Source organism: Streptococcus sp. HMSC072D03 (assembly GCF_001812855.1).
GTDB lineage: Bacteria > Bacillota > Bacilli > Lactobacillales > Streptococcaceae > Streptococcus > Streptococcus salivarius_D.
The window spans coordinates 53,088-75,182 of record NZ_KV810696.1; the positions used below are offsets into that span (position 1 = coordinate 53,088).

21 protein-coding genes and 1 tRNA gene are annotated in these 22,095 nt (G+C 42.1%); 19 read left to right on the forward strand and 3 right to left on the reverse strand.

Translation table 11 applies throughout. From position 1 onward, the window contains the following. The first annotated feature begins 35 nt into the window (after positions 1–35). Genes HMPREF2877_RS09415 through HMPREF2877_RS09430 form a run of 4 tightly spaced genes read left to right on the forward strand, consistent with a single transcriptional unit; the run spans position 36 to position 4,472 of the window. Positions 36–1,529 (forward strand): ABC transporter permease, encoded by a 1,494-nt coding sequence (locus HMPREF2877_RS09415; protein ID WP_014634823.1) that lies wholly within the window; start codon positions 36–38, stop codon positions 1,527–1,529. After that, on the forward strand, positions 1,529–2,455 hold the full coding sequence (gene oppC, locus HMPREF2877_RS09420; protein WP_002886846.1) for an oligopeptide ABC transporter permease OppC: 927 nt from the start codon (positions 1,529–1,531) through the stop codon (positions 2,453–2,455). The genes HMPREF2877_RS09415 and oppC overlap by 1 nt, the downstream gene beginning before the upstream one ends. Before the next feature lie 9 nt (positions 2,456–2,464). Continuing rightward, entirely contained in the window at positions 2,465–3,550 is a 1,086-nt protein-coding gene (locus HMPREF2877_RS09425) for an ABC transporter ATP-binding protein (protein WP_002884363.1), read from the forward strand. Further along, entirely contained in the window at positions 3,543–4,472 is a 930-nt protein-coding gene (locus HMPREF2877_RS09430; RefSeq protein ID WP_070579765.1) for an ATP-binding cassette domain-containing protein, read from the forward strand. The genes HMPREF2877_RS09425 and HMPREF2877_RS09430 overlap by 8 nt, the downstream gene beginning before the upstream one ends. Positions 4,473–4,520: 48 nt before the next feature. On the opposite strand, the gene HMPREF2877_RS09435 is transcribed toward HMPREF2877_RS09430, so the two are convergent. Genes HMPREF2877_RS09435 through HMPREF2877_RS09445 form a run of 3 tightly spaced genes read right to left on the reverse strand, consistent with a single transcriptional unit; the run spans position 4,521 to position 6,398 of the window. Further along, entirely contained in the window at positions 4,521–5,306 is a 786-nt protein-coding gene (locus HMPREF2877_RS09435; RefSeq protein ID WP_049527672.1) for a hypothetical protein, read from the reverse strand. An 11-nt stretch (positions 5,307–5,317) separates the two neighbouring features. Continuing rightward, positions 5,318–6,016, reverse strand: a complete 699-nt coding sequence (locus HMPREF2877_RS09440) for an ABC transporter ATP-binding protein (protein ID WP_049527669.1) — start codon at positions 6,014–6,016, stop codon at positions 5,318–5,320. A 4-nt stretch (positions 6,017–6,020) separates the two neighbouring features. Then, a complete protein-coding gene (locus tag HMPREF2877_RS09445) occupies positions 6,021–6,398 on the reverse strand; it encodes a GntR family transcriptional regulator (protein ID WP_049527665.1) in 378 nt (125 codons plus the stop codon). A gap of 181 nt (positions 6,399–6,579) precedes the next feature. Between HMPREF2877_RS09445 and HMPREF2877_RS09450 the strand changes: the two genes are divergently transcribed. The 15 genes from HMPREF2877_RS09450 (at position 6,580) to HMPREF2877_RS09520 (ending at position 22,037) form a co-directional block, all read left to right on the forward strand. After that, a complete protein-coding gene (locus HMPREF2877_RS09450; protein ID WP_002884689.1) occupies positions 6,580–7,374 on the forward strand; it encodes an HAD-IIB family hydrolase in 795 nt (264 codons plus the stop codon). Beyond that, positions 7,367–8,185, forward strand: a complete 819-nt coding sequence (locus HMPREF2877_RS09455; RefSeq protein WP_070579768.1) for a Cof-type HAD-IIB family hydrolase — start codon at positions 7,367–7,369, stop codon at positions 8,183–8,185. Before HMPREF2877_RS09450 ends, HMPREF2877_RS09455 begins: the two co-directional genes overlap by 8 nt. A 10-nt stretch (positions 8,186–8,195) precedes the next feature. Continuing rightward, positions 8,196–9,593: a signal recognition particle-docking protein FtsY gene (gene ftsY, locus HMPREF2877_RS09460; RefSeq protein WP_070579770.1), complete on the forward strand. Its 1,398-nt coding sequence runs from the start codon at positions 8,196–8,198 to the stop codon at positions 9,591–9,593. A gap of 233 nt (positions 9,594–9,826) precedes the next feature. Beyond that, positions 9,827–10,456, forward strand: coding sequence for a guanylate kinase (gmk, locus tag HMPREF2877_RS09465; RefSeq protein WP_002884259.1), 630 nt, complete (start codon positions 9,827–9,829; stop codon positions 10,454–10,456). Positions 10,457–10,476: 20 nt separating this feature from the next. Continuing rightward, positions 10,477–10,791, forward strand: coding sequence for a DNA-directed RNA polymerase subunit omega (gene rpoZ / locus HMPREF2877_RS09470; protein WP_013990232.1), 315 nt, complete (start codon positions 10,477–10,479; stop codon positions 10,789–10,791). 143 nt (positions 10,792–10,934) lie between these two features. Next, positions 10,935–13,331, forward strand: a complete 2,397-nt coding sequence (locus tag HMPREF2877_RS09475) for a primosomal protein N' (RefSeq protein WP_045772232.1) — start codon at positions 10,935–10,937, stop codon at positions 13,329–13,331. 17 nt (positions 13,332–13,348) lie between these two features. Continuing rightward, a complete protein-coding gene (gene fmt, locus HMPREF2877_RS09480) occupies positions 13,349–14,284 on the forward strand; it encodes a methionyl-tRNA formyltransferase (protein WP_070579772.1) in 936 nt (311 codons plus the stop codon). Further along, positions 14,274–15,596, forward strand: a complete 1,323-nt coding sequence (gene rsmB, locus HMPREF2877_RS09485; protein WP_002886858.1) for a 16S rRNA (cytosine(967)-C(5))-methyltransferase RsmB — start codon at positions 14,274–14,276, stop codon at positions 15,594–15,596. Before fmt ends, rsmB begins: the two co-directional genes overlap by 11 nt. A 43-nt stretch (positions 15,597–15,639) precedes the next feature. After that, positions 15,640–16,377 carry a Stp1/IreP family PP2C-type Ser/Thr phosphatase gene (locus tag HMPREF2877_RS09490; protein ID WP_002886859.1) on the forward strand — a complete coding sequence of 246 codons (738 nt, stop codon included), beginning with the start codon at positions 15,640–15,642 and terminating at the stop codon, positions 16,375–16,377. After that, positions 16,377–18,257: a Stk1 family PASTA domain-containing Ser/Thr kinase gene (pknB, locus tag HMPREF2877_RS09495; RefSeq protein WP_002886860.1), complete on the forward strand. Its 1,881-nt coding sequence runs from the start codon at positions 16,377–16,379 to the stop codon at positions 18,255–18,257. The genes HMPREF2877_RS09490 and pknB overlap by 1 nt, the downstream gene beginning before the upstream one ends. Positions 18,258–18,402: 145 nt before the next feature. Next, on the forward strand, positions 18,403–19,161 hold the full coding sequence (locus HMPREF2877_RS09500; protein ID WP_002886861.1) for a potassium channel family protein: 759 nt from the start codon (positions 18,403–18,405) through the stop codon (positions 19,159–19,161). A gap of 162 nt (positions 19,162–19,323) precedes the next feature. Continuing rightward, positions 19,324–20,022, forward strand: a complete 699-nt coding sequence (gene liaF, locus HMPREF2877_RS09505) for a cell wall-active antibiotics response protein LiaF (protein ID WP_002886862.1) — start codon at positions 19,324–19,326, stop codon at positions 20,020–20,022. Next, a complete protein-coding gene (locus HMPREF2877_RS09510; RefSeq protein WP_013990239.1) occupies positions 20,019–21,029 on the forward strand; it encodes an envelope stress sensor histidine kinase LiaS in 1,011 nt (336 codons plus the stop codon). Before liaF ends, HMPREF2877_RS09510 begins: the two co-directional genes overlap by 4 nt. Further along, on the forward strand, positions 21,019–21,663 hold the full coding sequence (locus tag HMPREF2877_RS09515; RefSeq protein ID WP_002884791.1) for a response regulator transcription factor: 645 nt from the start codon (positions 21,019–21,021) through the stop codon (positions 21,661–21,663). The genes HMPREF2877_RS09510 and HMPREF2877_RS09515 overlap by 11 nt, the downstream gene beginning before the upstream one ends. A gap of 302 nt (positions 21,664–21,965) precedes the next feature. After that, positions 21,966–22,037, forward strand: a tRNA-Gln gene (locus HMPREF2877_RS09520). Positions 22,038–22,095: the final 58 nt, after the last annotated feature.

Genomic DNA, 22,095 nt, shown 5'->3' on the forward strand with positions numbered 1-22,095 from the left:
ATTGGGAAAGTTCTTTTGGAATTAAAGGAAGAGACATGAAAAAATACATTTTATTGAGAACCCTCCGTTCTCTATTGTCAATATTTGTCGTGACGGCCTTGACCTACACGATCATCTATACCATGGTGCCGAGGCGTCTGATTTTCAGACAGGACCCTAACTACAACAAGATTGCTAAAACAGCCGATTCTAAGGCTAACTATGAAAATACAATCTATGAACGTATGGGTTACATTGATTACTATGACACCAAGGAGTTGCAGGAGAAAGCTAGCTCCCTCGATAAGTCAGTAACCACTAAGCCAACAAAAGAAAATAAAGCTATTTACCAAAAATATGTGGATAGTTTAGGACATGGCTGGCGTTTGCATCAATTCAAGCAAAGTAAACAATTCTATGCAACACGTGATGTTCCAGTGCTTGAACGTGTGTTTGGCTTCTATACGCACCTCTTTGAATTTGACAATACTGGATGGGTTAAAGATAAAACAAATCCAAACTTGAAGCGTTACATCCGTATTGAAAATGATCCAGCTATCGGTTGGTCAGTTGTCGGTTCAGGAACTAAGCATAAATATTTGCTTTACTTTAACGGTCAGTTCCCATTTGTTCACCAAAACTTTGTGAAGATGAACCTTGGTACCTCTTACCCAACTTATGCTGAGCAAGGTGTTCTTGATGTTATTACGCAAGGCCAAGGGCAAACACAAAGCTCTGAGGTCAACTTTCCTACTGGTAAGAAGATATCTTCAGTAGATATCTACTCTCGTACTTATAAATCACCAAGTCAGGCTGATGCTAGAGATCGTTCTTACTATGGAAATGACCCATACACAGCTACCAAGAGTCGCTACCAATACCCATCAATGGTGACAAGTTCTGCCATTGCAGGTTTGATTGGTTTGGTCTTGTCTTATGCTTTGGCAATTCCATTGGGATCATACATGGCACGCTTTAAAAACACACTCTTTGATAGTGTATCAACAGGTGTCTTGACTTTCTTGCTTTCACTACCAACCATCGCCTTGGTTTATATCATCCGTTTGATTGGTTCTGAGATTGGTCTTCCAGATTCCTTCCCTATCTTGGGTGCAGGTGACTGGCGTTCATACGTCTTGCCATCTGTTATTCTCGGTCTCTTGTCAACACCAGGTCTTGCTATTTGGATTCGTCGTTACATGATCGACTTGCAATCACAAGACTTCGTTCGTTTTGCACGTGCCAAAGGGTTGTCAGAACAAGAAATTTCGAATAAACACATTTTCAAAAATGCTATGGTTTCCTTGGTTTCAGGAATCCCAGCATCTATCGTTAGTGTTATCACAGGGGCAACTTTGACAGAAACAATCTTCGCCTTCCCTGGTATGGGTAAAATGTTGATTGACTCTGTCCGTGCTTCAAATAACGCTATGGTTGTGGGTCTTGTATTTATTTTCACAGCCCTCACCATCTTCTCATTGCTTGTGGGTGATATCCTTATGACTATAATTGACCCACGTATCAAATTGACATCTAAAGGAGGTAAATAATGGCTTCAATTGATAAAAGTAAGTTCCAATTTGTAAAGCGCGATGATTTTGCCTCTGAAACAATTGATGCACCAGCTTATTCTTACTGGAAATCAGTGATGCGTCAATTCTTTAAAAAGAAATCAACAGTAGTAATGTTGGGTATCTTGATTGCCATCGTGTTGATGAGTTTCATCTATCCAATGTTCTCTAAATTTGACTTCAATGATGTCTCAAAAGTAAATGATTTCAGTTTGCGTTATGTACATCCAAACGCTCAATACTGGTTCGGTACAGACAGTAATGGTAAGTCCCTCTTTGATAGTGTTTGGTTTGGAGCTCGTAATTCTATCCTTATTGCTGTTATCGCTACCTTCCTTAATGTTGTCATTGGTTTGCTTGTAGGTGCTGTTTGGGGGATTTCTAAGACCTTCGATATGATTATGATGGAAATCTACAACATCATCTCAAATATTCCTGCCCTCCTTGTAGTTATCGTCTTGACTTACTCATTGGGTGCTGGTTTCTGGAATATGATCTTTGCCATGACTGTCACAGGTTGGATTGGTATTGCTTATACCATTCGTATTCAAATCATGCGTTACCGTGATTTGGAGTACAACTTGGCTTCTCGTACACTGGGAACGCCAACTGCTAAGATTGTGGTTAAAAATATCATGCCACAACTTGTGTCAGTTATCGTAACTATGGCTAGTCAGCTTTTGCCAGGATTTATCTCTTACGAAGCCTTCCTTTCATACTTTGGTTTGGGGCTTCCCGTTACGACGCCTAGTCTTGGTCGTTTGATTTCAGACTATGCACAGAACGTTACAGTCAATGCTTATCTCTTCTGGATTCCATTGACTACCTTGATTCTCGTTTCCCTTGCCCTCTTTATTGTCGGTCAAAACTTGGCGGATGCCAGCGACCCACGTACGCATAGATAGGAGTCCAATATGACAGAAAATAAAAATGTAATATTATCGGCTCGCGATATCGTCGTGGAATTTGACGTTCGTGACCGTGTTTTGACAGCTATTCGAGGAGTTTCCCTTGATTTGGTTGAAGGTGAAGTTTTAGCCTTGGTTGGTGAGTCTGGTTCAGGTAAATCAGTATTGACTAAAACTTTCACAGGGATGCTTGAAGAAAATGGTCGTGTAGCTAGCGGTTCGATTGATTATCGTGGCCAAGATTTGACCAAACTTAAGAGTCACCAAGATTGGGCACCTATTCGTGGGGCTAAGATTGCGACTATCTTCCAAGATCCTATGACCAGTCTTGACCCAATTAAGACTATCGGTAGCCAAATTGTTGAAGTCATTGTCAAGCACCAAGGAAAATCAGCCAAAGAAGCTAAAAAAATGGCCATTGACTACATGGACAAGGTTGGTATTCCTGATGCTGAAAAACGTTTCAACGAATATCCTTTCCAATACTCTGGTGGGATGCGTCAACGTATCGTTATTGCCATTGCTTTGGCTTGTCGTCCTGATGTCCTTATCTGTGACGAGCCAACAACTGCTCTTGACGTGACCATTCAAGCTCAAATTATTGACCTCTTGAAATCACTCAAAGAAGAGTATGGTTTCTCAGTGATTTTCATTACCCATGACCTTGGTGTGGTAGCAAGTATCGCTGATAAGGTTGCTGTTATGTATGCTGGTGAAATCATTGAATACGCAACTGTTGAGGAAATTTTTTATGAGCCTTGTCACCCATACACGTGGAGCTTGCTTTCAAGCTTGCCACAGTTGGCTGATGATAAGGGTGAACTCTTCTCAATTCCAGGGACACCACCGTCACTTTATACACCGGTTGTTGGTGATGCCTTTGCCTTGCGTTCAGACTATGCTATGCAGATTGACTTCGAGGAAAAAGCACCACAATTCCAAGTTTCAGATACTCACTGGGCTAAGACCTGGCTCTTACATGAGGATGCACCAAAAGTTGAAAAACCTGCGGTTATCCAAAATCTACATGAAAAAATCCGTGCTAATATGGGATTTGCACATTTAGGAGATGAGGAGGAAGGCAATGCCTGAGAAGTTAGTTGAAGTAAAAGATGTGGAGATTTCCTTCGGTGAAGGAAGCAAGAAATTCGTTGCTGTCCACAATGCTAATTTTTTCATCAACAAGGGTGAAACCTTTTCCCTCGTTGGTGAGTCTGGTAGTGGTAAAACCACTATCGGGCGTGCCATTATTGGTCTAAATGATACAAGTAATGGTGAGATTATTTTTGACGGTAAGAAAATCAATGGACACTTGTCTCACTCTGAGAAAAACGACCTTATCCGTCGTATCCAGATGATTTTCCAAGACCCTGCGGCTAGTTTGAATGAACGTGCAACAGTTGATTATATCTTGTCTGAGGGTTTGCATAACTTCCATCTCTATAAGGGTGAGGAAGATCGTAAAGCTAAAATCAAGGAAATCATCAAAGAAGTGGGACTTCTTGAGGAGCACTTGACACGTTACCCTCACGAATTTTCTGGGGGACAACGTCAACGTATTGGGATTGCACGTTCCTTGGTCATGCAGCCTGATTTGGTTATCGCTGACGAACCCATCTCAGCCCTTGATGTGTCAGTTCGTGCCCAAGTTTTGAACTTGCTTAAGAAATTCCAAAAAGAGTTGGGATTGACCTACCTCTTTATCGCTCATGACTTGTCAGTGGTCCGTTTCATTTCTGACCGTATCGCTGTTATCTATAAGGGGACAATCGTGGAAGTTGCTGAGACAGAAGAACTCTACAACAATCCTATCCACCCTTACACCAAGTCACTCTTGTCTGCTGTTCCTATTCCAGATCCGATCTTGGAACGTAAGAAAGTCTTGAAGGTTTATGATCCAAACCAACACGACTATTCTGTTGATAAACCAGAAATGGTTGAAGTACGTCCAGGACACTTCGTTTGGGGTAACAAGGCCGAGATCGAGACTTATCGTAAAGAACAAAGTAAATAAGTCTTTTCAATGCAAAAAACCGTGCTCCACAAGGAACACGGTTTTTCTTTAGTCTAAATTTAAGCGTTTGGTCATGATATAGTAGGTACCAAAGTAACTTGCTGCGATGAGAATGAGAGACTGAACTAGACTAATGATATATGACGAGTTATTAATTGCAGTATATGTTGCATCTCCAGTCAAGGCTGCACCGAGTCCAAAGAAGAAACCAATAAAGAATAGGATAGCCTGAATGGCGAAAAAGGCGACAAACCCCATAAGAACTTTGTTAGTATTGAAGAGGTTTCCGATACTAATACAGAGGTAATAGAAAAGGATACCAGCAATCATTGACAAGATTGTAGAAGGGATGAAGAGGTAGAAAGCGCCTATCTCTTTTAGGATCTGGCCAAAGTAGCTGGTAGCTAGGAGGATATCTTTCATATCAAGGCAGAAAGCAGCTATAATTCCAATCGAAAGGAGTATAACGAGTGATGAAATGATATCTAAAATAAAGGCTACCAAGAGTTTCGACAAGATTAATTGGTGAGCAGAAACTGGGAGTGTATTGGTTAGATAACCTTCTCTCCCAAAGACAGTTTTTGCAAAGCGTCTGACAATGAGGACTATTGTTGCTATATAAATGGCTCCCCATACAATAATAGTGGCAAAAGATATCAGTGCGAAGAAAGCAATAAAGAGTGGATTGGGTTCTTCGTGACTGTGTTCAAAGGCAAAAATTATTTTTTGAAGCATTAAGCCCAAGGGGATAGAGAGTAGGATAGCAATACCATAGATGCCAAGATACCACTTGTGGACCGATTGTAATTCATACTTAACTAATTTCCAAAACATGCTCATACCTCCTAGTTGTGGAACATCTCTCTAAAGAGTTTGTCGATAGATTTGCCATGGGCTTGACGAATATTATCAGCATCACCCTGAAGTTCAATCTGACCGTACTTTAAGAAGACAACTTCATCTAGGACAGATTCAATGTCTGCAATCAAATGGGTTGAAATGATAACAGAAGCATCTTCAGAGTATTGGTTGATGATGGTTTTAAGGATGTAGTCACGTGATGCAGGATCGACACCACCGATAGGTTCATCAAGGAGATAGAGTTTAGCCTCACGACTCATAACCAAAATCAACTGAACTTTTTCTTTGTTACCTTTTGAAAGGTCTTTAAGGCGCAAATCAGGCTGGAGCTTTAAATCCTGCAAGAGTTGCAAGGCAAGAGGATAGCGAAAGTCAGCATAGAAATCTTGGAAGAAGTTCAAGTAGTATTGGATAGTCTTACTTTCATCTAAATAAGTTGTGTCAGGCAAATAAGCCACTTGAGCTTTGGTGATAGGTGATGGCTGAAATCCATTAATGGTTACTAAACCAGAAGTTGGTTGGAGGAGGCCATTCAAAATCTTGATGAGAGTTGTTTTACCACTACCGTTTGGTCCTAAGAGACCAATGATTTTACCAGACGGGATGGACATGGTCACATCTCTAAGGGCTGGAATACCATTATAGGTCTTGGTGAGATTTGTTAGAGTTACAATATCAGTCATCGGTCTATAAGTCCTTTCCTGTTTGTTCGATGTAGTCAGTAATGATGGCTTTGATTTCAGCTGAGCTAAAACCAATGGCTGCCATCTCAGTGACAAAGTTTTTCATGAGACTTTGGGCAATCTCGTGTCGTTTTTGATCAATAAGTTTTTCATCTTCAGTAACAAAGCGACCAGAGGTACGGGCAGAATAGACAAGCCCCTCTTTTTCAAGTTCTTGGAAGGCTCTTTGTACGGTGTTGGGATTGACCCCGGCTTCCTGAGCAAATTCCCTTACAGGTAGGAGTTGTTGTCCCATACTCAATTCCTTGGAAGCTATCTTCAGTTTGACGCGATAGGCAATTTGAAGATAGATTGGCGATTTTTCATCAAATGTCCAAGCCATAAGAGACTCCTTTCTAAAAGTATAATAGTATTATTCTTGTACTACCGTAATGATACAACTAAAATGATGAATTTGCAAGTAAAATACCATATTTTCTCTAATTTCTTTGGCTTTTCCCAAACTTATATTCCTATTTTTGGTACAATAGGGGCAAGTATATTCGACCTGAAGGGAGATTATTTTGAAAATTTTAGCAACAGATATGGATGGTACCTTTCTAGACCATCTTGGTGCCTATGACAAAGCACGTTTGGATAACCTTTTGGATGCTTGTGAAGCTAAAGATTATGTTTTTACCGTAGCTTCTGGGCGAGCCCTCTTGGCCTTGGAGGAGCTTTTTGATGGGTTTGTGGACCGTATTGCGATTATTGCGGAAAATGGGGCCTTGGTTCAGTACAAGGGTGAGGTCTTGTTCGAGTCCAAGCTAGAACCTAAGGATTATTTGCAAATTGCAGATACAACTTTATCCCTGCCAACTTGCGAGGGGATTCTCTTGTCAGGCCGTCGAGGTGCCTATGCACCAAACGATGCAGACCCAGCCTATCTTAAGGCCATGGAACGTTACTATGAAAATGTCATGGCAACGGATCTTGAAGCGGTCACAGATGATATTTTCAAGGTAACTGCTAAGTTTCAAGGAGATACCATCATGGAACGTGGTGACTACCTCAACACGATTTTTGAGGATATGACTGCTGTGACAACTGGCTTTGATTCCATGGATATCATCCTTAAAGGTGTGGACAAGGGCTTTGGTCTCTACCATCTTTGTCAAGAGTTGGGGAGACAGGCTTCAGATGTTGTAGCCTTTGGTGATAATCTCAATGATATGGAGATGCTGACCTTCGCGGGTCGTGCGGTTGCTACGGAAAATGCGCGTGATGAGATTAAGGCAGTGGCAGATGAGGTGATTGGCCACCATAAAGATGGTGCAGTCTTTGACTACATGGAAGGATTGGTGGGCTCAGATGTCTGAGATTAAATTACTAGCCTTGGACCTAGATGGGACCCTCTTTACTAAGGATAAGCAAGTAACAGCTGAAAATAGAGCTGCTTTGAAGGCGGCAGAAGCTAAGGGAGTTCATGTGGTCATTACGACTGGTCGTCCTCTGCCAGCTATTACTCATATCTTGGAAGATTTGGGCTTGTTGGATGATAAGCACTATAGTGTGACCTTCAATGGTGGCTTAGTTCAGCGTAATAATGGGGATATCCTCATAAAGAAAGAAATGAGTCGAGAAGATTTAAAGCAGATTTATGCTGTCTTTGAACCTCTAGGGCTTCCTATGGATGTTATCAGTGATGGCATTGTCTATGGTGTGTCAAGTAAAGGCAATCATTCTCTCTATCGTCAGGCTAATCCTACCTTGACCTTCGTTGATGTGGAGAGTATTGATGACATTCCTGAAAATATCGTCTATAATAAGGTAGTTACGGTCTGTGAGGAAGCATTTTTGGATGGCCAAATTCAAAAACTACCTAAACAGCTATACCAGAATTTTGAAGTTTTTAAGTCTCGTGAAATTATCCTTGAGGTTATGCCCAAAGGGGTTCATAAAGCTGTAGGCTTGAAACTTTTGTCTGATTATCTTGCCCTTGATAAAAGTCAGGTTATGGCTATGGGAGATGAGGAAAATGACTTGACCATGTTGGAGTGGGCTGGTCTAGGTGTGGCTATGGCAAATGCTGTTCCTAAGGTTAAGGCTGTTGCCAAGGCAGTAACGACAAAAACTAATGAGGAATCTGGAGTGGCTGAGGCCATCCACAAATATATTCTAGAGAAATAAGGAGAACCAAATGGGTCTATTTGATCGATTATTTGGACAAGAGGAAAACCAGTCACAGGAGACTGTAGCAAATCAGGAAATTTCAGAAACTGAGTCTCTTGATAATCAAGACTTGTCATCAAGTGAAGGGACAAGCCAAAGTCAAACAGAACAGCTCAGTGAGTCAGAGACTCAAGTAGAAGAGATTTCGTCTACAGAATCTGCTGAAGAAAGCGAATCTACAGTGACAGAAGAAAGTGAAGTAGCGTCTGATGAGGACCTATCTGTTGATGATCAGGCCTCAAGCGAAGCAGAGGGCGTATCAGAGTCAGAAGAAAGCCAAGTCGCTGTGGATAACCACTTCGCGGATGTCATGGCTGATTACTATGCTAAAAAGGCTCAGGTAGCTGCTGCTGCAGAAAAAGGTGAAACGGTTACTTTTGAGGCTGTTCAAACCCGTAAAGTTGAGGAAAAACCTGAAGAAGTTCAGGCTTCAAAAACTGAAACAGAACAAGAGAAATACAATCGTACCCTTAAGAAGACGCGTACAGGTTTTGCTGCCCGCTTGAATGAATTCTTTGCGAATTTCCGTCGTGTTGATGAGGAGTTCTTCGAAGAATTGGAAGAAATGCTGATTCTTTCCGATGTAGGTGTTAATGTTGCCACGCAATTAACGGAAGACTTGCGCTATGAAGCCCGCCTCGAAAATGTCAAAAAGACTGAAGATTTGCAACGCTTGATTATCGAAAAACTTGTGGATATCTACGAGAAGGATGATGTCTACAAGGAGCAGATTAATTTCCAAGATGGTTTGACAGTCATGCTTTTCGTTGGTGTCAACGGGGTTGGTAAGACAACGTCTATCGGTAAGTTGGCGCATAAATACAAACAAGAAGGCAAAAAAGTTATGTTGGTAGCTGCTGATACCTTCCGTGCGGGAGCTGTCGCTCAGTTGGTTGAGTGGGGGCGTCGTGTTGATGTGCCAGTAGTGACTGGTGCTGAGAAGGCTGACCCAGCTTCAGTGGTCTTTGACGGTATGGAAAAGGCCCTTGCTGAAGGAGTTGATGTCCTTATGATTGATACTGCGGGTCGTTTGCAAAATAAAGACAATCTTATGGCAGAGCTTGAAAAGATTGGTCGTATTATCAAACGTGTGGTTCCAGAAGCACCTCATGAAACCCTCTTGGCCTTGGATGCCTCAACAGGTCAAAATGCGCTTAGTCAGGCCAAGGAATTTTCAAAAATCACACCTCTTACAGGCCTTGTCTTGACTAAGTTGGATGGTAGTGCCAAGGGTGGTGTGGTTCTGGCCATTCGTCAAGAGTTGGATATTCCAGTTAAATTAATTGGTTTTGGTGAGAAAATTGATGATATTGGTGAGTTCCATTCAGAAGAATTCATGCAAGGTCTCCTGACTGGTTTGGTTTAAAAGAGTATTTAAAAAGAGTGAGTACTGGGAAAAGGAATTCACTCTTTTTAATGGTGTCCTCACCTTGAAAAAAGTCACTTTTATTGGTAAAATAGTAAGGAAAAACGCATGCTCTGAAAAGTGAGCTGTAACTTAATCACTGAACAACCCCTAAGCCGTAAAAAGAGATGATTGCTTTCTCTTTTTTAAGGTGAGTCATAAGAAGATTTTTAATCTTAGTTTAAGGAGAAGACATGTCTGAACGTGGACTTTTGATTGTTTTTTCAGGGCCTTCTGGTGTCGGAAAAGGAACTGTTCGTCAGGAGATTTTTTCAACACCTGACCACAAATTTGAATACTCAGTATCAATGACCACGCGTGCTCAACGTCCTGGTGAAGTTGATGGGAAGGATTATTTCTTCCGTTCGCGTGAGGAATTTGAAGAGCTTATTCGTAATGGTCAAATGTTGGAATATGCTGAATATGTGGGTAACTACTACGGAACACCTTTGACTTATGTTAATGAAACCTTGGATAAAGGTATTGATGTATTCCTTGAAATCGAGGTTCAAGGGGCCCTTCAGGTTAAGAAAAAGGTCCCAGATGCTGTCTTCATCTTTTTGACACCACCAGACTTAAACGAGCTTCAAGAGCGTTTGGTTGGTCGTGGGACAGATTCTGAGGAAGTTATTGCTCAACGAATCGAGCGTGCGCGTGAAGAAATTGCTCTCATGAGCGAATACGATTATGCCATTGTTAATGACGAAGTGCCTTTGGCTGCTGAACGTGTCAAACGTGTTATTGAAGCAGAACACTTCCGTGTTGACCGTGTGATTGGCCGCTATCGTAATATGATTTCAGAAAAGAAATTATCAGATAAATAAATTAGAAATAGGTATAGATTATGATGTTGAAACCCTCTATTGACAAACTTTTGGATAAAGTGCCTTCAAAATATTCATTGGTTATTTTGCAAGCAAAACGTGCCCATGAATTGGCTGCTGGTGCTGAACCAACTCAAGAGTTTACGTCAGTAAAACCAACCCTTCAAGCCCTTGAAGAAATTGAAACTGGTAATGTGACTATTCACCCAGATCCAGAATCTAAACGTGAATTGGCACGTTTGAAAGTTATCCAAGCACGTCTTGCTGCTGAGGAAGAAGAACGTAAAATCAAAGAACAAATCGCTAAAGAAAAAGAAGAAGGCGATAAAATCTAAAATCAAAGTCATGCTTTGGTTTATGAGGAGAGGGGGAGCTGAGGCATAGTGTCTCAGCTTCCTTCTTTATGATGATAATCAAGAGCTCAGCTTTTCTTGAGCTTGAAAGATACTGGTCTTAAGGAAGTGACAGGAGGAAATTTATGGTTTTAGTAGCACAAATTATTGTAGACGTTCCTCTGATGCAGACGGACAGACCTTATAGTTACCTTATCCCTGAAGCTATGCAAGGTCAAATTGCCATTGGTATGCGAGTGCATGTACCTTTCGGTAAAGGAAATCGTCTATTGCAAGGCTTTGTTATTGGTTTAGAAGAGCAGGAGAACTTGAGAGACTTTCCTGAATTAAAACCTATCGCTGAGCTTTTAGATTATGAGCCAGTCCTTAATCAGGATCAACTGGATTTGGCTGATCAGATGCGACATACGGTCTTTTCCTATAAGATTTCCATCTTGAAGTCAATGCTACCTGGTCTCCTTAATTCCCAGTACGATAAGGTTATCATGGCGACTGATAAACTGGATGAAGAGGATAAACAGACTTTTCTTCAGGGGCAGGATCATGTTCTTTTCTCGCAGTTGTCAGAGGAGCAGCGTCAAGCCATTCCTCGTCTGGTCCAGTCTGGGCGTGTAACGGTTGATTACCTTGCTAAGGATAAGCAGAACATTAAGACTGAGAAGCACTATAGTGTTCAAAAGGGCATTCTTGAGACTTTGGCTATTTCGCAACGGGCTAAGAGGCGTTTGGAGATGCAAGACTTCTTGCTCGAGAAGAGCGAGCCAGGGAAGGTGGCAGACCTCCACAAGCTTTTTTCACGAGATGTGGTTAAGTTTTTCATTGAAGCTGGTGCCTTGGTCATCACTGAAGTTGAGGTCAATCGTGCCGACAGCTACTTTGAAAAGGTAGAAAAGACGGATTTTCTTGAGCTTAATGCTCAACAGGCACATGCTGTTGAAGAAATGACGTGCCAAATCGGACAAGGTGGCAAACCTTTCTTATTGGAAGGGGTAACGGGATCAGGTAAGACAGAGGTCTATCTGCATCTTATCGAGAGGACCTTGGCTATGGGGAAAACGGCTATTGTCTTGGTACCAGAGATTTCCCTGACGCCCCAAATGACCAATCGTTTCATTTCACGGTTTGGTGACTTGGTGGCCATCATGCATTCAGGCTTGTCAGACGGTGAGAAATTTGACGAGTGGCGTAAGGTTAGATCTGGCCAGGCCAAGGTTGTGGTAGGAGCACGTTCGGCGATCTTCGCTCCCTTGGACAATATCGGAGCTATCATTATCGATGAGGAACATGAGGCTACTTATAAACAAGAATCCAATCCTCGCTACCATGCTAGAGATGTGGCCTTGCTTAGGGCTAAGAGTCATGGAGCCGTGCTTGTTCTTGGTTCAGCAACACCTTCTATTGAGACTCGGGCGAGAGCTCAGAAAGGGGTTTACCATTTTCTTGAGTTGACTCAGAGGGCTAATCCTAATGCCAAAATTCCTCAGGTGGAAGTGGTGGACTTTAAGGATTTTGTGGGCCGTCAAGAGGCTAGTGATTTTACGCCACCTCTCTTAGAGAAAATCCGAGAACGCTTGGCACGTAAGGAACAAGTCGTGCTAATGTTGAACCGTCGTGGCTATTCCTCTTTTGTCATGTGTCGTGACTGTGGCTATGTGGATGATTGTCCCAACTGTGATATTTCATTGACCTTGCACATGGATACTAAGACCATGAATTGCCACTATTGTGATTTTCAAAAAGCAATACCACATGTCTGTCCTAACTGTCAGAGCCGTCAGATTCGCTATTATGGGACTGGGACACAGAAGGCTTATGACCAATTGACGGAACTTTTGCCAGAAGCCAAAGTGATTCGTATGGATGTTGATACGACACGTAAGAAAGGGGCTCACGAGAAACTCTTGGAGGCCTTTGGAAGTGGTAAGGCCGACATTTTGCTCGGAACCCAGATGATTGCCAAGGGCTTGGATTTTCCAAATGTTACCTTGGTAGGGGTCTTGAATGCAGATACGTCGCTAAATTTACCAGATTTTCGTTCAGCTGAACGTACCTTCCAACTGTTGACTCAGGTGGCTGGTCGTGCTGGTCGTGCTGACAAGGAAGGGGAAGTTATTATTCAAACCTATAATCCTAGTCATTATGCCATTCGATTTGCGCAGCAACAGGATTATGAAGGTTTCTATGCCTATGAGATGGGGATTCGCCGTCAGTTGGCCTATCCGCCCTATTTCTATACGGTAGGAATTACGCTTTCTCACAAGGATGAAGAGTTTGTGGTTCGCAAGAGCTATGAGGTTATGGCTTATTTAAGAGAGCACCTGTCAGACAAGGTGACCTTCCTAGGGCCTACGCCTAAGCCGATTGCCCGAACACATAATCTTTATCATTATCAGATTATTATCAAATACCGTTTTGAGGATAACTTGGAAGAAACGCTTAATAGGGTCCTTGACATGACTCAGGAGCCTGAGAACAAGGACCTGCGTTTGATTATTGATCACGAACCTCAGAATTTTACCTAATCTAGAAAAGGAAGAATATGACAAAATTAGTATTTATGGGAACGCCTGCCTTTTCAGCGACAGTGCTGGAAGGACTTTTGACCGATGAGCGTTATGATATTGTCGCTGTGGTGACGCAACCAGACCGTGCTGTCGGCCGTAAAAAAGAAATCCGCATGACACCGGTCAAGGAAGTAGCCTTGGCGCATGACTTGTCAATTTATCAACCTGAAAAGTTGTCAGGTTCTGAGGAAATGGCACAGCTTATGGCACTTGGTGCTGATGGAATTGTTACTGCGGCTTATGGACAATTTTTGCCAAGCAAGTTACTTGATAGCATGGATTTTGCAGTGAATGTCCACGCTTCACTCCTGCCAAAATACCGTGGTGGAGCACCTATCCACTATGCCATTATTAATGGTGATGCAGAAGCAGGTGTGACCATTATGGAAATGGTCAAGGAAATGGATGCTGGTGACATGGTTAGCCAAAAGGCCTTGCCAATTCTTGACGAGGATAATGTTGGTACTATGTTTGAAAAATTGGCAGTCTTGGGTCGTGACCTCTTGCTTGAAACCTTGCCTGCCTATATCGCTGGAAAAATCAAACCTGTTCCTCAAGATGCCAGTCAAGTAACGTTTTCGCCAAATATTAGCCCAGAAGAGGAGCGTCTTGATTGGAATAAGCCGGCTCGTGACATCTTCAATCAAATCCGTGGTATGTACCCATGGCCTGTGGCCCATACCTTGCTTGATGGCAAACGTTTCAAAATTTATGAGGCGGACTTGGCAGAAGGTCAAGGACAGGCTGGTCATATTATTGAAAAAACCAAGAAGAGTTTGGTAGTTGCGACTGGTCAAGGAGCCATTTCGCTTAAGACAGTTCAACCTGCAGGAAAACCTCGTATGGCTATTGCTGATTTCCTTAATGGGGTCGGACGCAATCTTGAAGTAGGTGATGCATTTGGCCAATGATTGGAAAAAAACAGCTCGTGGACAGGCACTTGAAGTCTTAGAAGAAGTCTTTCAGGAAGGGGCTTACTCAAATATTGCTCTCAATGCACATCTGAGCAAGTCACAGCTGACAGATAAGGACAAGGCCTTGGTGACGGAAATTGTCTATGGGACCGTGGCTCGTAAGATTACTTTGGAGTGGATTCTAGCCCATGTTATTGAGGACCGTGATAAGCTTGAACCTTGGGTTTATGACTTATTACTTTTGAGCCTTTATCAGTTGGTCTATTTAGATAAGATTCCAGCCCATGCGGTAGTTAATGATGCCGTTTCTATTGCTAAAAATCGTGGCAATAAAAAGGGTGCTGAGAAGCTGGTAAATGCGGTTCTTCGTAAACTATCTAGCCACCCTTTGCCAGATCCAAGCCAGATTAAACGTGTCAATAAACGCTATTCTGTTCAGTATTCTCTACCTGTATGGTTGGTTAAAAAACTTATCGACCAGTACGGGGAAGACCGTGCCCTTGCTATTTTCCAAAGCCTCTTTGTGAGAAACAAGGCTAGTGTGCGTGTAACGGATGCGTCACGTTTGAAAGAGATAGAGGAGGCTACTGGGGCTGAGCGTTCAGTCCTATCACCAGTCGGGCTTGTTAAGTCTTCAGGTTACTTTGCTGGGACAGATTATTTTAAAGAGGGATTATTGACCATTCAGGATGAGACCAGTCAACTGGTTGCACCAACTTTAGGGATTCTAGGTGAGGAAGAAATCCTGGATGCCTGTGCGGCACCTGGTGGTAAGACGGTACATATGGCCTCTTATTTGACGAGTGGACATGTGACGGCGCTTGACCTCTATGATCATAAGCTTGCCCTTATCGAAGAAAATGCCCAACGTCTTGGCCTAGCTGATAAGGTTAAGACACAGAAACTGGATGCTAGTCAGGTACATCAAGTCTTTCCGGCTGATAGTTTTGACAAGATTTTAGTGGATGCTCCTTGTTCAGGGATTGGACTCATTCGTCGGAAACCCGACATCAAATATAACAAGGACCTCCAAGACTTTGAGTCCCTTAAGGCTGTGCAGTTGGATATCCTATCCAGCGTTTGTCAAACCCTACGAAAAGGTGGTATAATAACATATAGTACTTGCACCATCATAGCAGAAGAAAATCAAGAGGTGATTCAAGCCTTTCTTGAGAGCCATCCTGATTTTGAGCAAGTTGCCTTAGACCATCCATGTAAAGACATCGTGGTCAATGGCTGTTTGGCAATTACCCCCGAACAGTATCTAACTGATGGTTTTTTCATCGCACAGTTGCGTAAAAAAGCTTAGGGTTACAGAGGAGGAAATGCTGACGCAAGTCAGAAAGAAAACTATGGAAATATCATTATTAACGGACATTGGCCAAAAACGGTCAAACAACCAAGATTTTGTTAATAAATTTGTCAACCAAGCTGGTGTTACCCTTGTCGTTGTTGCAGATGGAATGGGTGGACACCGTGCTGGAAATATTGCCAGTGAGATGTCAGTGACTGACCTTGGTCGTGACTGGATTAACACTGATTTTCGTGAGTTGAGTCAAATTCGTGATTGGATGATTGCTGCCATTGATGCAGAAAATCGTAAAATCTATGAACTTGGCCAAAACGAAGAATATAAGGGAATGGGAACAACTATTGAGGTTCTTGCCTTTGTTGATAACGCTGTGATTTTTGCTCATGTTGGGGATTCACGTATTGCCCTTATCCGTAATGGTGAGTATAAGCAATTGACGAATGACCACTCTTTGGTCAATGCTCTGATTAAGGCTGGTCAATTGACAAAAGAGGAAGCAGCTGTTCATCCACAACGTAATATTATTACACAATCTGTAGGGCAGGCCGCTCCAATTGAAGCTGATCTTGGTGTCCAACAATTGGAACCAGGAGACTATATTCTGGCTAATTCAGACGGCCTAACTAACATGATTTCAACCGAACAGATTGTTCATATTGTTAACAGTCCTGGTTTCCTTGAAGAAAAAACCAGTCGTCTAGTAGCCGCTGCTAATGAGGCAGGTGGTCTTGACAATATTACCGTTGCCCTCGTTAAAGTAGAAAGTGAGGAAGGATAATGATCCAAGTTGGCAAATTGTTTGCTGGACGTTATCGAATCCTTAAAGCTATCGGACGTGGTGGTATGGCGGATGTTTATCTGGCTAATGACCTGATCTTGGATAATGAGAAAGTGGCCATTAAGGTGCTTCGTACTAATTATCAAACCGATCAGGTAGCTGTGGCACGTTTCCAGCGTGAAGCACGTGCCATGGCAGAACTCAGTCATCCCAATATCGTTGCAATCCGAGACATTGGCGAAGAAGACGGCCAGCAGTTCTTGGTGATGGAGTACGTGGATGGTTCGGACTTGAAGAAATATATTCAAGACCATGCACCACTTTCTAACCAAGATGTTGTGCGTATTATGGGAGAGATTCTTTCTGCCATGACTCTTGCCCATCAAAAGGGTATTATCCACCGTGACCTTAAGCCACAAAACGTTCTTTTAACTAAGGACGGTAGGGCCAAAGTTACAGACTTCGGGATTGCGGTTGCCTTTGCAGAGACTAGTTTGACTCAAACCAATTCTATGTTGGGTTCTGTCCACTACCTCTCACCAGAGCAGGCGCGTGGATCTAAAGCAACTATCCAAAGTGATATCTATGCTATGGGTATCATGCTCTTTGAAATGTTGACAGGGCGTATTCCATATGATGGTGATAGTGCAGTTACCATCGCTCTTCAGCATTTCCAAAAACCATTACCATCAATCTTGGCTGAGAATCATAATGTTCCTCAGGCATTGGAAAATGTGGTTATTCGAGCGACAGCTAAAAAGCTTGAAAATCGTTATAACAGTACTTTGGAAATGAGCCGAGATTTAGTAACTAGCTTATATCCTAGCCATAGCCGTGATGCGAAGGTAGTCTTTGATGACATGACGGATACTAAGACTTTGCCTAAGGTTACTCCAGTTCCGTCAGTAAGCTCTGAGAAAAAGGCAACTGCCAAGTCATCAGAGTCAAAACAAGCTGTAAGTAAGCAACCAAGGAAAAATTCAACACTAGCTAAGAATAAAAAGAAGAAAAAAAAGAAAAGCTTTTTCTCGACATCACTCAAGGTATTCCTGGGGTTGGTCTTTATCGGGATTATCATTTTTGCCTATTTGGTATTTACCAACCCTGATAGTACTCAGGTGCCTAACGTGGTCGGTCAAGAGTTGTCCACAGCTCAGACTAAAATTGAGGGTGCTGGATTTAAGGTAGGTGAAGTTAAGGAAGTGGAAGATGACTCTGTCGATACAGGCAAGGTCGTAAAGACTGATCCTACAGCTGGAACCACACGAAAAGAAGGATCAAGCATTGATATCTATGTTTCTTCTGGTAGTAAAGGTTTCGCTTTGAAAGACTACAAAGGTAAAAATTATAAGGATGCCATTGAGGATTTAACTTCGAATTATGGCGTTTCTGAGGACCAAATTGATATTCAGCATGTCGAAGACGACAGTGCTGAAGAGGGAGAAATCCTATCTCAAAGTCCAGGTAAAAACAAGTCTTTCAATCCTAAGGATAGTAAGGCCAAGATTAAGTTCCGTGTGGCAACTCCTAAGACAGTTACCATGCCTGATGTGACTGGTTTGACGGTTTCAACAGCGGTTCAAACCTTGAATCGTAAGAGTATCTCAAGTAGTAGCATCGAGTATCATGACTATAATACTGGTGCTAAGTTAGACAAGGATAAGGTTCCTAGCAGTACAGAGGTCCTTTATCAAGATCCACAAGCTGGTACAAGTGTTGATGGTACAGTGATTCTCTATGTTTCGGTTGCAACAGCAAGTTCAAGCCTACAGTCAAGCTCAAGCAGTACGACACATTCGTCATCGACGAGCTCAAGTACTGAAAGCACAAGCTCTAGTACTGAAACACCGACAGAGGCTACTCACACAGACCAACAATAGTTTTTAATAATTGAGACATAATAAAGAGAGGTTCTTCAATCTCTCTTTTTTCTTATCTAGAGTTCTTGTCAATAGCTTAAAAGGCCTGCTTGCCAGGGGTCAGAGATTCTTTTATAATGAAGACATCACATATAGGAGAGACGCTATGAGAAACCGTAGAAAACTGAGAAGGTATATCATTACCTACGATATCGTCATGACGGTCCTGGCCCTGATTTCCATAGGTTTGGTTATCTTTGATTTAGTTGGCTTAATTTCAATTGGAAGGCGACCTTTCAGAGTGATAGATCAGTCTATAACGCTCATCTTTGCCATTGATTATGCGATTCGTTTCTCCCTGGCACCTCGTAAGCGAATTTTTGTTAAAACGCATGTATTAGACTTGTTGGCTATTATTCCCTACAATGAAGTCTTTACTTTCCTCCGTTTTTCAAGGGTGGGACGCTTTGCCAGATTGGCCAAACTCTCACGCTTAATTGGTTTGAGTAGCAAGCTCAAGCACATTTCCAATCGCATTAATCGCAGAAATGGCTTTTATTTTCTACTTTCGGTTAATAGTATTATCATCCTTATCAGTAGTGCCGTTATTGCCCGAGTAGAGCACCATAATTTTATTGATGCTATTTGGTGGTCTGTAGCAACGGTTACTACGGTAGGTTATGGCGATATCGTTCCTCGAACATTGGTAGGTAAGGCCGTTGCGGTCGTCCTTATGTTTAGTGGGATTGCCACTCTGGGGTTGTTAACAAGCTCTCTCAATAATATTTTTGTGCGGTCAGGTCGTCAGACTGAAAGAAAATTGGCTGAGATTGAGAAGGAGTTGGCAGAGCAGCGTGTCATACTGGAGGAAATCAGAAGTACGGTGCAACTCATAAATAGCAAAATGGACGAAACTGACGATTAAGATTTTTGAATGAAAGACAGTGTTTCCTATAATGGAGGCACTTTTTTTCATTCTGCTGCCCCTTTTCTATCTTGTCTAGTCTGTGCTCAAACTGGGTCTTTTTGTCAATTGCCTTAAAATTTGATAGAATGAAGCCTGTATACTTTTATTTGAGAGGTCCTTATGACCAAATTTAATTTTTTCTTAGTGGTGGAAGCCCTGCTTTTGACTCTGGGTCTGATCACCATCTTTAATAATGATATTACCAGTTTTATTTTCATTCTGGTCTTGACCTTGTTGGCCGTTCGCTTTTTTAACAAGGAGTCCAAGAGTGACTTTGTCTTGACCATCAGTTTGATCTCACTTTTTCTGGTTTCCATGTGGAATATCTATGTGGTACTTGCTATCCTAGTGGGTGTGGCCTATGTCATGATAAACCATTTCTCACAGGTTAAGAAAAAGAATCGCTATGCCCTCATTCAATTCAAAGAAGATAATTTGAATCCTCGGGCTGTCCGAAATCAGTGGATTGGGACTCGTATGGAACCTGTCAGTGATCGTTATGACTTTGATGATATCAATATCATCCGTTTCTTTGGGACAGATGTGATTGATTTGACTCAGGTTATTGTTTCGGGGCGAGATAATGTCGTGATTTTGCAGAAACTCTATGGACCGACGACTATCTTGGTACCAATTGATGTTTCCGTTAAACTCAACATATCGGCAATCTATAGCTCTGTCACCTTCTTTAATGAAGATGAATACGACCTCCGTTATGAAAGCTTGACCTTGCAGGGGGCGGAGTATGAGCATGCTCATCGGACGGTTAAATTGATTCTCAATGTGGGAGCTGGACCAGTGGAGGTACGTCGCAAATGAAGAAACAGTACCTATTTTTAATCCTGATTTATTCGGTTGTAGTTTTGGTTGGCGTTACCCTTGTAGTGATGGATAGCTTTAACCTCAACTTTTCACTGGTTTTCGGCAATCTGTCTCAGGCCTTCCACTTCCTTTTTAACATGGTTTTTGTGGTTCTGAGTTTGCTCATTTTGCTTTATATTCTCTGGGCCATTGCCAATGATAACAGTATGCGTTCAGTCAATCAGGATTTGCGACGTATTATCAATAATCAACCAGTCAAACGTCAGGGAGATATTGAGTTAGACAAGAATATGATGCGCTTATCTCATAAGATGCGTAAATTGACTAAGGACTTGCAGAAAACTGAGAATGCCCAAGCTCTACAAAGCCGTGATATTATCAAGAAGGAGCGCGGACGTATTGCTCGTGACCTTCACGATACCGTTAGTCAGGAGCTTTTTGCGGCTAGTATGATCCTATCTGGAGTCTCTCAGATGGCGGACCAACTAAGTAAAGAAGATTTGCATAATCAGATCCAGGCGGTTGAGGCTATGCTTACAGACGCTCAAAATGATATGCGTGTCTTGCTTTTGCATCTTCGTCCGACAGAGCTTGAGAACAAGACCTTGCAAGAAGGCTTGCAGATGATTCTTAAGGAATTAACCGATAAATCCAATATCCATGTCGTCTACAAGGATATGGTTAAGAAAGTGCCCAAGCGTATTGAAAATAATCTCTTTAGGATTGCCCAAGAGTTTATCTCTAATACCCTTAAGCATGCCAAGGCTAGCCAGATAGAGGTTTATCTCTATCAAAATAGTCAGGAAATTCAATTGAAAATGTTGGATAATGGTGTTGGTTATGACTTAAATGCGTCGACTGACGAGATGAGTTATGGCTTGAAAAATATCCAAGAGCGTGTCGATGAAATGGCAGGAACTGTGCAGTTCCTATCAGCTAAAGGTAAGGGGACGTCTATTGATGTCCGTGTGCCGATATTAAGAGGAGAAGACAATGTCGAATAAGATTAATGTGATTTTGGTCGATGACCATGAGATGGTCCGTTTGGGACTTAAGAGTTTCTTGAATCTCCAAGGAGATGTAGAAGTCGTTGGAGAGGCAGGGAATGGTCGAGAGGGTGTTGATCTTGCCTTGGAACTGCGACCAGATGTCGTCGTTATGGACCTTGTTATGCCTGAATTAGATGGTGTTCAAGCGACTTTGGAATTGCTCAAAGAATGGCCTGAAGCCAAGATTTTGGTTTTGACTAGCTATTTGGACAATGAAAAAATTTATCCAGTCATTGAAGCTGGAGCCAAAGGCTATATGCTTAAAACCAGCAGTGCGGCAGAGATTCTCAATAGTATCCGTAAGGTTTACCGTGGTGAAGAAGCTATCGAAACTGAGGTGGATAATAAGATTAAATACCATGATAGCCATCCGGACCTACACGATGACTTGACGGCACGTGAACGTGATATCTTGGCCCTTTTGGCTAAAGGGTATGACAATCAAACCATTGCTAACGAGCTATTTATTTCATTGAAGACCGTTAAAACTCACGTGTCTAATATCCTTGGAAAACTCAATGTTGATGACCGTACTCAGGCTGTCGTTTATGCCTTTAGACATCATTTGGTTTCGCAGGATGATGAATAAAGCTATTAACTAAGCTTGTTATCTAGGGGCTAGAGAGGGTTATCATAACTCTTAACCCTAACTCGGATTTTGCGAGTCAAATTCTTTGACTTTATTTCTAGCAAAACATATAATTAAACCATCCTAAAACTTTTCTTTTTTCATATGAGGTTGAAGCGACCTCATATCATCTATCTAAGTTCGCTTAGATGATGAAATCTCCTAACTCCTAGCAATCGGTATTTCCGGTTGCTTTTTTTGAAAAAAAGTTAAAAAAAGTGTTGACAGCCTACTAGTTTTTCTGTAGAATAATAAGAGTCTTTTGGGGTATAGCCAAGCGGTAAGGCAAGGGACTTTGACTCCCTCATGCGTTGGTTCGAATCCAGCTACCCCAGTTCTACCTGAGGGTAGAGACACAGATTATGGTCCGTTGGTCAAGGGGTTAAGACACCG